Source organism: Cronobacter sp. 153480017-3 (assembly GCF_053627815.1).
In genome coordinates, this window is the sequence record NZ_JBSEYN010000017.1 from 1 (window position 1) to 10,466 (window position 10,466).

The following is a 10,466-nucleotide window of genomic DNA, read 5'->3' on the forward strand; positions in this document are numbered from 1 at the left end:
AACTGCGGGGCTTTAAGGCGAGCTTTCGAATCTTGAGTCTGTCTTTCTGCTGCTGTTCTTCTCTTCGTCGTTTCTTCTCTGCTGCTTTGAGTGCTTTGTCTCGCTCCCTGTTTCGTCGCTCAAGCGCTATCTTTGCGCCACACTCGGTCCCACACCACCACTGGTTAGCGAATGCCGGGTGGAACCACTCTCTGCACTCTTCGTTTTTACAGCGCCTGCGAGGTGATTTAGCCATTATGGTTCGCTCCAGTAATTCTCGATTGCAGCACCCATTCTTTGCATCCACTCAGCAAGCTTAAGAGCCGCTTCTCGCTCAGAACTACAGCGAGGGAAGTCCTTCATTTCCATTGACGCTTCAAAGTACGGGTAGCGAAGGTCTCCTTTAATGACCAATTCTTGGTTGAGAATTGAACCTCGCCGGCCATTGAACCTTGTGCTTTTTGAGTAATGCTGCGTGAAATATCGAGTCTCTGTTGTCTGTGCATCACGGTCTTTTGTGAATGAGACCAATTCAGAAAAGTCACTCATCTTCATCCTCCGCCATAAAATGATTCGGATCACGATAGTAGATAGCCTGCGCTACGCACTCTTCGCAGCAGTGCGTCTCATCCGGCTCCAGTTGCTTGCTGCATCCTGCGCAGAGAGCTCTGGCTATGCTCTGCTGCTCGTATGCTTGGGTTTGGATGTGGTTAAGCATCTTGGCTTTCCTGCGTCATGAGGAAGACAATCATTGCGGCGCGCAGAGGATTTTTGTCTTTATAGAGGTTGTCTATACCAACATCATTGGCAGTCCATCGCTCTGCTCCGCCATTTGAGATTGATATCTTATTTTCGACAATAATCGGCCATGCGTCGGCGGGGTTGTTGCAGTAGTCCTTGCGGCCTTTCAGTCTCCCTCTGTCATCGCGAAAGGTTACGCTGCCATCCTCATTGATGAAGTAGGGGTTCCACCCGAACGTTTCGCCGACTCTTATTGTGATTTCTGTATCTTCTAGTTGTGAATAGTCCATCAGTGCAGCCTCGCTGTGTTTGTGCCGTAGACTGGCTCAATTGTGATAACCAGCTCTTTGTCTTCCAGTTGCCAGATGAGCCCCTTGTCTTCTTCGCCTTCTGTCGCCTGCTCGACGAAGCCCATCAGGTAATTCATCAGAATGTTCATCGCGTCCACGCCGTCGCCCTGCATGTCTTCCATGAGGTCGGCGAAACGCTCTGCGTACTCGTATTCATTGGTCATTCTTCCTCCTGGCGCGTTGGCGCAGCCACCGGACATCAGCAAGGTGGGCCGTATACGCGTATGTTGGGATTTGAGAGGGAGGTAATTCAGGTTTCTTCTTGCGGCGGGGTCGAACGATGAATATGCAGTTTTCCATTACAGCGACTAGGCTGCTTTTTCGTTTTCGCATTTCAGCGCCTCCAGGCGTTTTCTGCCATACGCCATAAGCTCATCACGATCAACGGTCGTCATCCGGCATTCGCCAGCTCGCGGCCACGGGTGCCAGATGATGAGCATCGAGCCTTTGGGGTTTCCTTCTGCCGGCTTGCCCGTGCTTGCGTTCAGAAATGAGAGCCGCCCGCCAGTAATGAACCTGACCTCATGCGCTGTCTTGATAGCCTCTTTGAACCACTGGACAGAGGTATCAGCAGGCAGAAGCATCACGCAGCCAACACTGTGATCTGCATTCTCCTGTGCGGCCTTCTTAACGAAAGGCATTGGCGCACTGTATGGCGGGTTCAGCCATGCGTAAGCACGGCCTACTCCGATCGGCATTTTCGATAGCCAATTCGCTTCGAGAGTGTTTTCCTTTTCATCAATGAACCTGGTGCAAAGCGCATTACTTTGGCTTGCAGCCGCATCAAGGAAAAACGGGAACTCGCTCCGTAACGCCCGGTATATTTCAGGCGGGGTTTGCCAGAGGTCTTTTATCTCAACTGGCGTGTTTGATTTGTCTGTCATACTGCCACCTTCCTTCCAGTTCGTTTGGCCCACTCAATAGCTTCTTGAGCGTCTTCACTCCATTGGACGTCTCTCTCTGCGCCGAATGCGTAAATCAACTCCAGAAGCTCACTAAACTCGCTGACTTTCATCTTACTGGTCGACTGTCCAAGAACGACAAAGCCGCCGTTGATGCCAGGTGCCGAGCGTTCGCCTTTAAGCGCCGCCGTGAAGATGTGTTTCCAGTCTTCGCTATCCAGCTTCATGCCATGCCATACGACCTGCTCCGAAACATCGCGCAGCGTGGCCCAAAGACGTTTGTTCTGCTCTACTGAGCGCGTCTTTTCCTGAATGGTCACGATGAGAGGTCTTTCGGGGTCGGGGTAAATCTGCTGGATGGTGCGGATGGCGTTTTGCTGTACTATCGGGGTGCGGATTTCAAACGTTTGTTTCCTCATTTTTCACTCCTGCATACGGTACTGGAAGCGGCATGTAAGCCACTACAGGCGGCGCATCAAAATGGAAATGCCCTCCCACTACTTGGACTTCTTCGTGAATTTTTGCCACTGCAAAATCCCCATCGGAAAGTTGAACCAGCCACTTTCCTACGGGCATATTTTGTGCGCCATTGACGGGAATCCACATCCTCATCACTCCCCCTTAACCTTGAGACCGGCGTCACTGATAGCTTGCTTAACAAGCACCAACATTGCCCTTTGCGCCCTTACCGCTTCTGGTGAGCGCCACTTTTCCACTTCCGGGATTTCTACTTCCATCGCTGCGCGGGATGCCTGCCACATTCGCCATTCATCATTAGGACACGGAAGCTTATAGCCTTCCCCATCACGCTTAAGGAAAATCTCAACCATTTCCGGATTGTCATTGAGATGGTATTGAATGAAATAGGCCTCAAACTGCTCTCTGCTCTTATCCACGGCGCTTCTCCTCTTTAGCCAGCAATAACGAACAGCAAATGAATACACAGGCGTTGGTGAACATCAGACCATCCCGCATAGCGATAGCGCCAATCAGAAACATGACGCCGGTAAATCCAGTCATCAGAACGCTCATATCAGGCTCCGATTCGTGAGGTGATGAGTTTTGCAAACGGGCTTATCGCCGCAGCTTGGTTAATTGGCTTGCGCTCAGGTGCCGGGTAATACTCGTAGCAGCGTGTCTTGCGGCCATCTGATAGCTCGGTGTGGATGTACTTACGCGTCAGCTCGCCGTTCATCTCAAGCACCCGCATGGTGTTGATGCAGTACACCGGAGAAAGGCCGGTAATTTCGCTGGCCTGAATTGCAGTGAGCGCGCCGAATGTTTTCACGCAGCGGATAAGCTCGGCTCTGTGATTAACGGAATCGACCAGACGCCAGCGTTTGGGTTTCTGGCTTGTTCCGATTAGCTCGCCGTCTTTCTGCATGCGGTTGAGCACGACGCGCACTGCTTCAAGTGTGTTTCCTGTCCGGCGGGATATTTCGTTCGTGGATAAAACCATCCCGACATTCATGATGGCGAGGATTTTGGCTCGTATCGTTTTCATGGGATTGCTCCGCTCAATACCTCGCGCGACTGATTGCCGCCATGGCGATCAGCTGGCTGGTAAAGAGATATCGTTTGGTGAGTGTTTCGATGTCGATGAAGAGAGGAGTGCCGATGTATCTGGCGATGGTGTCTATGTCGTCGCGGGTTATTTGCATGGCTCAGGTGCCAGGAAAACACGCGTTTCTTTGGCTGTCCCGCCATGCAAGCCACGTATACAGACTTACTTCTTCCCACTCTTCATCTGAATATGCATTGCGTGGAAAGTTTGTATTAAGCCATGCCATGTGGGCATCGGCCATGCTGCTGGCGTCTTCACCAACCGCCTTACCTGCCAGCGATTCGAACTGCTTCGACGTGGTGTCGGTTTCTGTACTTCCCATACAAGCATGAATACCAGTCAGCCCACATTTGTCGCACGGCTGCATAGCAGACTGAATCATCGCAGCACGACAGGCGTTTTCTGCAATGACGGCGCATTCTTCAACAATGTCATGCACCGATTCAGGAAACTCATCCAGACATGCGCGGATTGCTGTAGCCGCGTCAGCCACAACCGGCGCTGGCGGCGACGCTTCCAGCTCAGCGATGCGCTTACGTAGCGCAGCGATTTCTGCTTCAGCCGCATCTGCGTAATGAACGTTCTCATGCGACGGCGCGGGCGGTGCTGCATCAACAGGCATAACATCGGCATGATCCTTGTTGCTTTCGTCTGTGAGAGCCCAGAATAACTTCCCTACTGGATGTTTGAATATGTACGCCACAGGCTCCGCTTTCTCCCGCTCTTTGCGCAGCACCAGAAGTTCGGCTGCCATCATCCGGCGTTCTTCCGATAACGCATTTTTAGCTATCGCTTCTAAACGCTCATTGCTAATAGTGTTCATCAAAATCCCCCTTTCTTATTCGGTTTGCGTTCGCGCTCTTCCCTGCGGAAACGCGCCTCTTGTTGGTCGATGTCGTAAAGAATTCCGTTGCGCTGCTCAACGTAAACGGTGCCTGTGTTGCCGTGGCGGTTGAGGCGCAAAAGCAGCTCTGTTTCTGCCGGGTTAACCGTGTCGTCATCCTCCGATTCGCGATAGATACCGAGCCAGTAATCACAGTCCTGCTCAATCTGTCCGGTAGAGCGTGAGTCGCTCGGCAGCGGGCGTTTATTGGCGCGAGCCTCGGAACCACGGTTAAGCTGCGCCAGAAGCACGACAACGCAGTTAAGCTCTTTAGCCAGTACCTTGAGACCTTTGGTGATGATGCCGTAGGCCTGCGCCTCGGTATCAGCCTTCTCGGCAGCCATGAGCGTCAGGTAGTCGACAAGAACCATCCCCACCTCGCCGCGCTCGCGCTTGATGCGGCGCGACTCGGATACGATGTGCGCCAGAGAAAGGCCCGGTGTATCGTCGATGTAGAGGTTGTTGCTGTCGGCAATCTGCGTACCCATGGCGAGCGCCTGGGCGAACTGGTTTTCGTTGTATCCGTTCTGGTAAAACACATCCGACTTTACGCGGGAGTGCTGCGAGATGATTCGCTCTACCAGCTGCTCGGTCGGCATTTCGAGGCTGAATGCGAGGGTTGGCAGGTTTTCTACCAGTGCGCAGTGGATGGCCATTTTCTGGTATACCGTGGTTTTGCCCATCTTTGGCCGCGCGCCGACAACGAAAAGAGATCCGCGCACGATTCGCTTGGGCTCCAGCATTTCGTCCAGCGCTTCAATCCCCGATGTCAGGCCTACCGATGACGGGTTGCCTTCCAGTCGCTCACCGACCTGATAAGTCCATTTGTTGAATGCATCCCTGAACGTCATCAGGCCGCGATGATTGCCGGTTTTGGCTTTGTCATCGACCTTCATCGCCAGCGCCTGAACGGCTTCCAGTTTCTGAGCTGTCGTCATCCCTGAGCGCGAGTAGAGCACCTCAAGCATCTGCGTAGCCTGCTCGATTGCCATGCGCTCTGTCGATTTGTCCTTCACGACATTGGCGTAGTGCATGACGTTTGCAGCGCTTGGCGTGTTGCGGGAAATGTCTGCCAGATAAGCAAAGCCGCCTACCTGTTCAAGCTCTCCCTGCATTTCCAGAGCGTCTGAAAGCGTCAGCATATCCAGCGCTTTGCCTTTGGCGTTCAGCCCCTGCAACGCTGCGAAGATTCTGCCGTGCTGCCTGCTGTAGAACATGTCCGCATTCAGGAAGCCGAGCACCTTCTGGACGTTGTCGCTGTCCGGGGCGACCATCACTGAGCCGAGAACGGCCTGTTCAGCTTCGTAGTTACATGGCGGGGTTTTGATGTCATCGGTCATCGCGATCACCCTCACGCACTTCGATGTAGAGCTTAGAGTTCAGGAAGCTGTCAAACTTCATGCGGCGCCACGTCCTGCCGGTCTTCTGGTCAGGCCGGTCTTCCAGCATCCAGCGGCAGTTTTCGCTGATGTATTTCAGGTATCCCCTGAAGCCTTCCATGTCGAGAGGCTTGCCATCCAGATTGCGGGCGATCTTGTTCGCCTTGCCCCAGAAGGTGCGGATGAGGTTACGACGCTCATCAGTGAGGCATCTCCACCCCCTGGCTTCTGGCAATTCATCTTTCAGGCATTGCCAGACTTCTTCGCAGGAAATTTTTGGCTTCTGCACGACGGGCTTTTGATTCTGTTCTTCAGGCTCGTTTGCGACATACTCATTACCTTTAGGTAATGAGTTATTATTTATATTATTGTTTATGGACAAACGTTGGACATCGCTTGGACAAACAGCTCTGAGAGCCGTATTTTTACTGGTGTTTGCGTTGGACAAGTCTTGGACATTCGTTGGACAATTTTGAGCCTGAAAATCGTCGTATTTAATGATGGTAATGAGGCTGAATTTCTTCTGCATCGACGTGACGGTAATCATCCCTTTAGCCTCAAAACTGCGCAGGAGGCTTTTTACTTTGTTGTCGGGAATGAACGTTTCGCTGACCAGTGTCGGGCGGCCTGTAATCATCTGCCCGCGCTCAACAGTGACCGGTCCAGCATCGGTGTTTACGACGGCATCCTCATGGTTTGCCTTGAGGATGAGATGCACCCAAAGATGCACGGCCTGAGAGTCCTTGTAGAGTCGGCTATCCATAAACTGGCGGTGTATAGAGACAAACCCCATACCGGCTGCCTCCTGCTGGTTTACGCGGCGTTCTTGCTGCCGGTAGTCTGCTAACTTAACGACGCCCATTCTTCACTCCTGCCTTAGCCAGTCGATAAACACCAATGAACCGTTCAGCGAACGATCTGTTATTGGCTGCCGCTACAACCAACCCGTCAGGTGATTCAGGGTGCCGAATCTCTTCTTTTTCCTGGTACTTCCTGCGTTTTCGCATTAAAATGTCTCCTGTTGATTGTGTTGGCGTAACACAGTTTGCTTAGGCCCTGAACGAGTTGCCGCTCGTTTGGGGCTTTTCATTTGTCAGTATCTTCGCTACCTGCTCAGCAAGGCGGGCCATCTCGTCATCCACGACACCCCATTCCAGCACTGCAAGTAACATCGAAAACTTAGGTATCCAGTCGCGTTTCCAGCGGCTGATTTGCGCTTTATCGACACCTACAGCTGCGGCTGTTTTCTCTGTGCCAATCATTGCGATCTTGTTGAGTAAGGCGCTCTCAATGCGTAACGCCTCGTTGCGTTTATTTGCGTGTTCCATCAATTAATCTTCCTTTGTGGTTTAGATAGATACGTGCGCAGACCGTGGGGTCTGCCACTTAAATGAGTTACCGCGTTGTCGGCGGTTCAGATTGGTAAAGAGCTGGTACTGCTTAGGCGGCTGTTGCCCTCTTAGGAGCAAAAACTAGGTTTTCTTTTGTTACTGGTGCGTGCTGGGAAAACTTCTTAGTAGCTTCCTCGATTGCATAGGCCTTTTCTGACGAGGCTCGGCGAAATCCATAAGCGATTTGATCGAGGTAGCCAACGGAAGTCTTTGCCAACGAAGCAAGGCGACACCATTCGTCGGTTGTTGCCTCTTTCCGCCAGCGGAGCAGTTCATTACTCATATGCTTCTCCTGTTGGTTACTGCTAAAGCTAGTTTAGCGTTATGCTAAATATTACGCAATGCATATTTAGCAATTTGCATATTTATCGCATTGCTAAACGGTGTGAAAATCTGGAGATGGAAAATAAAGAAATCCGCAAGTCCAACCTTGAAAACCTTATCGATGAGCATCTGAAAAACGCCGGTTCCACAAAGGCGAGTTTCGCGGAGTTGTGTGGCATCAGTCCGGCCCAGCTAAGCCAAATGCTCAAAGGCGTTCGCAACGTTGGCGATAGAATGGCTCGTAAAATTGAGAGCGCGATGAATCTGCCGAATGGCTGGATGGATGCCGTTCAGGGCCATACAACCCATAGCGATGAGATTGAATTTGCTGGTTCTATCCGAAGCGGTTATGTTCCGGTGGTAGGCGAAGCCATCTTAGGGGTTGATGGATCAGTGGATATGATTGAGTTTCGCGCAGGATGGTTGCGCATTTACAGTGGAGACAAGGATGCATACGGACTCAAGGTTAAAGGGGATAGCATGTGGCCCCGCATCCAGTCCGGCGAGTATGTTGTGATCGAGCCTAACACCTGCGTTCACATTGGTGACGAAGTTTTCGTAAGGACAAAAGACGGCCACAACATGATTAAGATAATGAACAAAACCCGTGACGGTGATTTCCAATTTACAAGCGTTAACAGTGACCATCGTCCAATAACTCTTAGCCCAGAGCTGGTCGAGAAGATGCACTACGTTTCAGCCATAGTGAAGCATACCAGGTATGTGGATCAGGACGACGTTCCGAGGGTGGATGGGGCTGGAATTTGAGAACTCACTAAAGGCGGGAACCCATCGTGGACAGAGTTGAAGAAAAGATTTCGTTTGTTATCCCGATAGCTGTCACTAACGACATGAAGGCTAGTCCTGTTTTAGTCTATGAGACGGAGTCAGTGTCTAAATTAGATATGGCTTTTGGTATTTATTTCATAGGCCTCAAGGCAAACCACCCATACTACGTTGCTGTTGAAGTAACCGACCATGATGATGATGTCGTTACAAATAAACCTGAGTCATTAGCGACAGTCAAAAAGTTTACAGTTAGCGAGTCTCACGATGGAGAGAGAATTGTATCAGCCTCGCTTAAGGTAAATTTTACTGAAATTGATATTAAAACGCTTGGCATATATCAAGTCGAAGCTGTCTTGTTTGACGGCGAAACATCACTCCCATTAGATAGAAAACATGCTTATTTTGACGTTCAAACGCCAGGGGTAATCAGGGATGACTTCCGATAACGTTGTAAGACTGAGAGCTAATGAGGATGTCGATAGACACAGCGCTGGACAGGAAAATGTTCAAAACGCATACTATCCTGGTGGCGGTAATGGAGGAGGCGATGACATGCAAGCTAGAGTCGCTCGGCTTGAATCTGATGTTGAATATATAAAAAGAGACATCTCTGAAATAAAAAGCGAAGTAAAATCAATAGATTCTAGATTGTCTGGTATTGAGACGGGTATCCAGTCTCTTAAAACTACGCTCAAAGCTTCAGCTGCAATAGTCAGCATCATATTTGGCTTTTGCGCCTATGTTTTTGGTAGTTACGTTACCAGGATACTAGATGCTCTTAATGGCTTAGTCCTCAAGTAAACCCGGCTACCGCGCCGGGTTTTTTATTGCCTATTCAGCCCACCCCTCGGCATCTCGCTTAGCCTGAAGCTCTTTTACCCTACTCATATCCTTTCGCTTCTTCATAATCGTTATTAGCTGCCGGTATCCGTGGTGAGCTGGCACAAAGAACTCCTGCCCAGGAAAATCCCTTTCCCACTTCTCTTTCAATGCTTCAAAGGCCAGTGGCGCGAATGTTACTGACTGTTCGCACAGTTGTATCGCTCTTTCAAGATGATCGCCCTCAGCCCTCAGCTTGTAATGCGCCTTGATCTGCTCTTGCAATTCAAAGTGCACCTGCACCTTCTGGTCTGTCGACAGCCAGCGCAACGGCTCTATCCACTCGTTAATATCCACATCACCTCCAAATCCTCAATCGCATCTACAAAATTTACCTTATATCCCCGCTCTTTACCGTTGGCCTTACAGATTTCGATAAAAAAATTCTGTTTTTAATCATAGCGCTAAACTCAACTGGAAGAATATTTAGCATTTTGCTATTGCATGTTATTTAGCATAACGCTAAATTAAGTCCATCAGCAGGACGCTGGTAGCCAAACGGAACAGATTGGCATCGCTCTTTAACTTCGACGGTGCGCTGACAAAGCGCGAACAGATACCAAACGAGATGGGTTTGGGATTGGATGAATGCGCAGGCTGATGCGCAGGTGCTAGGCAGCGCTTACCGCACGATGTGGAAATTGCCGCCACATCACTGCATGCCGGAGATCAGCACCGGCCATCCAATCACCAAATCCATTTCACCAGGCGAAATGCAGCCGCCAAACACAGCCAATGCTGCACATGCAACAGGAGGATTTATGTGAATGCATAACTTCAAAACTCAGATTAATTAAATCTATCGATCCGGCGCGAGCATCGTCCTTTTTGGTGCATAGATGCTCTTTCTGCCCCTCTTATGAGGGGCTAGAGATGACTCTGAAATGAAAGCATTTCAAAGCCATTTCACATGAGGACAAAGCCATGACGGTTATCCAATACGGTTCTTCAGTATCATCTGGTAACGCTAAAACTCGCCGTCATGAGCGGCGCAGAAAGCTCGCTATCGAGCGTGACGCTATCGGCAATATCATCGACTCCATTTTAGGTTGCGAGGCTCCTGACGCTTCTCAGGAAGAATCAAGCAAGCATGCAAGCCGCGTTGACCGAGCCACTTCGCTCGTAGCTATCCGCGACAAGAAGCCTGAAGTAACCGAACGCAAGCGTAACCCGGCATACAAGAAGCCGGTTAACCACCCTACCCACTTGATTAACGCGCACCAGAAAATGCGCGGCAAATCGATTCCGTTAATTTGAGGTGATATATGGAAGAAGATTTTGAAGA

Annotated in this window: 22 protein-coding genes; 4 read left to right on the forward strand and 18 right to left on the reverse strand. The window is 50.5% G+C overall.

Translation table 11 applies throughout. The features are described from left to right. The 17 genes from ACUW6V_RS20555 to ACUW6V_RS20635 form a co-directional block, all read right to left on the reverse strand. The coding region (locus tag ACUW6V_RS20555) for a recombination protein NinG (RefSeq protein WP_454038852.1) at window positions 1–238 on the reverse strand (238 nt) is incomplete at its 3' end. Continuing rightward, entirely contained in the window at window positions 235–528 is a 294-nt protein-coding gene (locus tag ACUW6V_RS20560; RefSeq protein ID WP_041460740.1) for a hypothetical protein, read from the reverse strand. The genes ACUW6V_RS20555 and ACUW6V_RS20560, both read right to left, overlap by 4 nt. Next, window positions 521–697 (reverse strand): protein NinF, encoded by a 177-nt coding sequence (locus ACUW6V_RS20565; RefSeq protein WP_454038840.1) that lies wholly within the window; start codon window positions 695–697, stop codon window positions 521–523. The genes ACUW6V_RS20560 and ACUW6V_RS20565 overlap by 8 nt, the downstream gene beginning before the upstream one ends. Further along, window positions 690–1,010, reverse strand: a complete 321-nt coding sequence (locus ACUW6V_RS20570; protein WP_454038841.1) for a phage protein NinX family protein — start codon at window positions 1,008–1,010, stop codon at window positions 690–692. The genes ACUW6V_RS20565 and ACUW6V_RS20570 overlap by 8 nt, the downstream gene beginning before the upstream one ends. Further along, window positions 1,010–1,234: a hypothetical protein gene (locus ACUW6V_RS20575; protein ID WP_454038842.1), complete on the reverse strand. Its 225-nt coding sequence runs from the start codon at window positions 1,232–1,234 to the stop codon at window positions 1,010–1,012. The genes ACUW6V_RS20570 and ACUW6V_RS20575 overlap by 1 nt, the downstream gene beginning before the upstream one ends. After that, entirely contained in the window at window positions 1,224–1,403 is a 180-nt protein-coding gene (locus ACUW6V_RS20580) for a NinE family protein (protein ID WP_454038843.1), read from the reverse strand. Before ACUW6V_RS20580 ends, ACUW6V_RS20575 begins: the two co-directional genes overlap by 11 nt. After that, the gene (locus ACUW6V_RS20585; RefSeq protein WP_454038844.1) at window positions 1,379–1,954 is read right to left on the reverse strand and encodes a phage N-6-adenine-methyltransferase; all 576 of its coding nucleotides are present in this window, start codon (window positions 1,952–1,954) and stop codon (window positions 1,379–1,381) included. Before ACUW6V_RS20585 ends, ACUW6V_RS20580 begins: the two co-directional genes overlap by 25 nt. Next, window positions 1,951–2,391 (reverse strand): recombination protein NinB, encoded by a 441-nt coding sequence (locus ACUW6V_RS20590; RefSeq protein WP_085017536.1) that lies wholly within the window; start codon window positions 2,389–2,391, stop codon window positions 1,951–1,953. The genes ACUW6V_RS20585 and ACUW6V_RS20590 overlap by 4 nt, the downstream gene beginning before the upstream one ends. After that, entirely contained in the window at window positions 2,372–2,578 is a 207-nt protein-coding gene (locus tag ACUW6V_RS20595) for a hypothetical protein (protein ID WP_454038845.1), read from the reverse strand. The genes ACUW6V_RS20590 and ACUW6V_RS20595 overlap by 20 nt, the downstream gene beginning before the upstream one ends. A 5-nt stretch (window positions 2,579–2,583) precedes the next feature. After that, entirely contained in the window at window positions 2,584–2,868 is a 285-nt protein-coding gene (locus ACUW6V_RS20600; RefSeq protein ID WP_085017538.1) for a hypothetical protein, read from the reverse strand. Next, entirely contained in the window at window positions 2,861–3,004 is a 144-nt protein-coding gene (locus ACUW6V_RS20605; protein WP_165688931.1) for a hypothetical protein, read from the reverse strand. Before ACUW6V_RS20605 ends, ACUW6V_RS20600 begins: the two co-directional genes overlap by 8 nt. A 1-nt stretch (window position 3,005) precedes the next feature. Beyond that, window positions 3,006–3,476 carry a winged helix-turn-helix domain-containing protein gene (locus ACUW6V_RS20610; RefSeq protein ID WP_234007789.1) on the reverse strand — a complete coding sequence of 157 codons (471 nt, stop codon included), beginning with the start codon at window positions 3,474–3,476 and terminating at the stop codon, window positions 3,006–3,008. 160 nt (window positions 3,477–3,636) lie between these two features. Then, complete coding sequence (locus ACUW6V_RS20615; RefSeq protein WP_236906146.1) at window positions 3,637–4,359, reverse strand: ead/Ea22-like family protein; 723 nt, start codon at window positions 4,357–4,359, stop codon at window positions 3,637–3,639. Next, a complete protein-coding gene (locus ACUW6V_RS20620; protein ID WP_084997602.1) occupies window positions 4,359–5,759 on the reverse strand; it encodes a DnaB-like helicase C-terminal domain-containing protein in 1,401 nt (466 codons plus the stop codon). The genes ACUW6V_RS20615 and ACUW6V_RS20620 overlap by 1 nt, the downstream gene beginning before the upstream one ends. Beyond that, on the reverse strand, window positions 5,749–6,660 hold the full coding sequence (locus ACUW6V_RS20625; RefSeq protein WP_454038846.1) for a DNA replication protein: 912 nt from the start codon (window positions 6,658–6,660) through the stop codon (window positions 5,749–5,751). The genes ACUW6V_RS20620 and ACUW6V_RS20625 overlap by 11 nt, the downstream gene beginning before the upstream one ends. A 187-nt stretch (window positions 6,661–6,847) precedes the next feature. Next, window positions 6,848–7,126, reverse strand: a complete 279-nt coding sequence (locus tag ACUW6V_RS20630; protein WP_044599878.1) for a lambda phage CII family protein — start codon at window positions 7,124–7,126, stop codon at window positions 6,848–6,850. 112 nt (window positions 7,127–7,238) lie between these two features. Next, the gene (locus tag ACUW6V_RS20635) at window positions 7,239–7,472 is read right to left on the reverse strand and encodes a transcriptional regulator (RefSeq protein WP_080865560.1); all 234 of its coding nucleotides are present in this window, start codon (window positions 7,470–7,472) and stop codon (window positions 7,239–7,241) included. Between the two features lie 116 nt (window positions 7,473–7,588). Here ACUW6V_RS20635 and ACUW6V_RS20640 point away from each other — a divergent pair, with 116 nt between their 5' ends. Genes ACUW6V_RS20640 through ACUW6V_RS20650 form a run of 3 tightly spaced genes read left to right on the forward strand, consistent with a single transcriptional unit; the run spans window position 7,589 to window position 9,103 of the window. Beyond that, window positions 7,589–8,281: a S24 family peptidase gene (locus ACUW6V_RS20640; RefSeq protein WP_454038847.1), complete on the forward strand. Its 693-nt coding sequence runs from the start codon at window positions 7,589–7,591 to the stop codon at window positions 8,279–8,281. A gap of 26 nt (window positions 8,282–8,307) precedes the next feature. Further along, on the forward strand, window positions 8,308–8,748 hold the full coding sequence (locus ACUW6V_RS20645; RefSeq protein WP_454038848.1) for a hypothetical protein: 441 nt from the start codon (window positions 8,308–8,310) through the stop codon (window positions 8,746–8,748). Next, window positions 8,735–9,103, forward strand: a complete 369-nt coding sequence (locus tag ACUW6V_RS20650; RefSeq protein WP_454038849.1) for a hemolysin XhlA — start codon at window positions 8,735–8,737, stop codon at window positions 9,101–9,103. The genes ACUW6V_RS20645 and ACUW6V_RS20650 overlap by 14 nt, the downstream gene beginning before the upstream one ends. 30 nt (window positions 9,104–9,133) lie before the next feature. On the opposite strand, the gene ACUW6V_RS20655 is transcribed toward ACUW6V_RS20650, so the two are convergent. After that, window positions 9,134–9,478 (reverse strand): hypothetical protein, encoded by a 345-nt coding sequence (locus ACUW6V_RS20655; protein WP_454038850.1) that lies wholly within the window; start codon window positions 9,476–9,478, stop codon window positions 9,134–9,136. Window positions 9,479–10,105: 627 nt separating this feature from the next. Here ACUW6V_RS20655 and ACUW6V_RS20660 point away from each other — a divergent pair. Continuing rightward, a complete protein-coding gene (locus tag ACUW6V_RS20660; protein ID WP_454038851.1) occupies window positions 10,106–10,438 on the forward strand; it encodes a transcriptional antitermination N peptide in 333 nt (110 codons plus the stop codon). The last annotated feature ends 28 nt before the right edge of the window (window positions 10,439–10,466 follow it).

Bases quoted from the DNA above. Each gene is read 5' to 3' on its own strand.
- ACUW6V_RS20585 (WP_454038844.1), bottom strand. From the start codon at position 1,954: ATGACAGACAAATCAAACACGCCAGTTGAGATAAAAGACCTCTGGCAA.
- ACUW6V_RS20640 (WP_454038847.1), top strand. From the start codon at position 7,589: ATGGAAAATAAAGAAATCCGCAAGTCCAACCTTGAAAACCTTATCGAT.
- ACUW6V_RS20660 (WP_454038851.1), top strand. From the start codon at position 10,106: ATGACGGTTATCCAATACGGTTCTTCAGTATCATCTGGTAACGCTAAA.
- ACUW6V_RS20580 (WP_454038843.1), bottom strand. From the start codon at position 1,403: ATGCGAAAACGAAAAAGCAGCCTAGTCGCTGTAATGGAAAACTGCATA.
- ACUW6V_RS20570 (WP_454038841.1), bottom strand. From the start codon at position 1,010: ATGGACTATTCACAACTAGAAGATACAGAAATCACAATAAGAGTCGGC.
- ACUW6V_RS20625 (WP_454038846.1), bottom strand. From the start codon at position 6,660: ATGGGCGTCGTTAAGTTAGCAGACTACCGGCAGCAAGAACGCCGCGTA.
- ACUW6V_RS20605 (WP_165688931.1), bottom strand. From the start codon at position 3,004: ATGAGCGTTCTGATGACTGGATTTACCGGCGTCATGTTTCTGATTGGC.
- ACUW6V_RS20630 (WP_044599878.1), bottom strand. From the start codon at position 7,126: ATGGAACACGCAAATAAACGCAACGAGGCGTTACGCATTGAGAGCGCC.
- ACUW6V_RS20650 (WP_454038849.1), top strand. From the start codon at position 8,735: ATGACTTCCGATAACGTTGTAAGACTGAGAGCTAATGAGGATGTCGAT.
- ACUW6V_RS20595 (WP_454038845.1), bottom strand. From the start codon at position 2,578: ATGTGGATTCCCGTCAATGGCGCACAAAATATGCCCGTAGGAAAGTGG.
- ACUW6V_RS20615 (WP_236906146.1), bottom strand. From the start codon at position 4,359: ATGAACACTATTAGCAATGAGCGTTTAGAAGCGATAGCTAAAAATGCG.
- ACUW6V_RS20590 (WP_085017536.1), bottom strand. From the start codon at position 2,391: ATGAGGAAACAAACGTTTGAAATCCGCACCCCGATAGTACAGCAAAAC.
- ACUW6V_RS20565 (WP_454038840.1), bottom strand. From the start codon at position 697: ATGCTTAACCACATCCAAACCCAAGCATACGAGCAGCAGAGCATAGCC.
- ACUW6V_RS20620 (WP_084997602.1), bottom strand. From the start codon at position 5,759: ATGACCGATGACATCAAAACCCCGCCATGTAACTACGAAGCTGAACAG.
- ACUW6V_RS20560 (WP_041460740.1), bottom strand. From the start codon at position 528: ATGAGTGACTTTTCTGAATTGGTCTCATTCACAAAAGACCGTGATGCA.
- ACUW6V_RS20575 (WP_454038842.1), bottom strand. From the start codon at position 1,234: ATGACCAATGAATACGAGTACGCAGAGCGTTTCGCCGACCTCATGGAA.
- ACUW6V_RS20610 (WP_234007789.1), bottom strand. From the start codon at position 3,476: ATGAAAACGATACGAGCCAAAATCCTCGCCATCATGAATGTCGGGATG.
- ACUW6V_RS20635 (WP_080865560.1), bottom strand. From the start codon at position 7,472: ATGAGTAATGAACTGCTCCGCTGGCGGAAAGAGGCAACAACCGACGAA.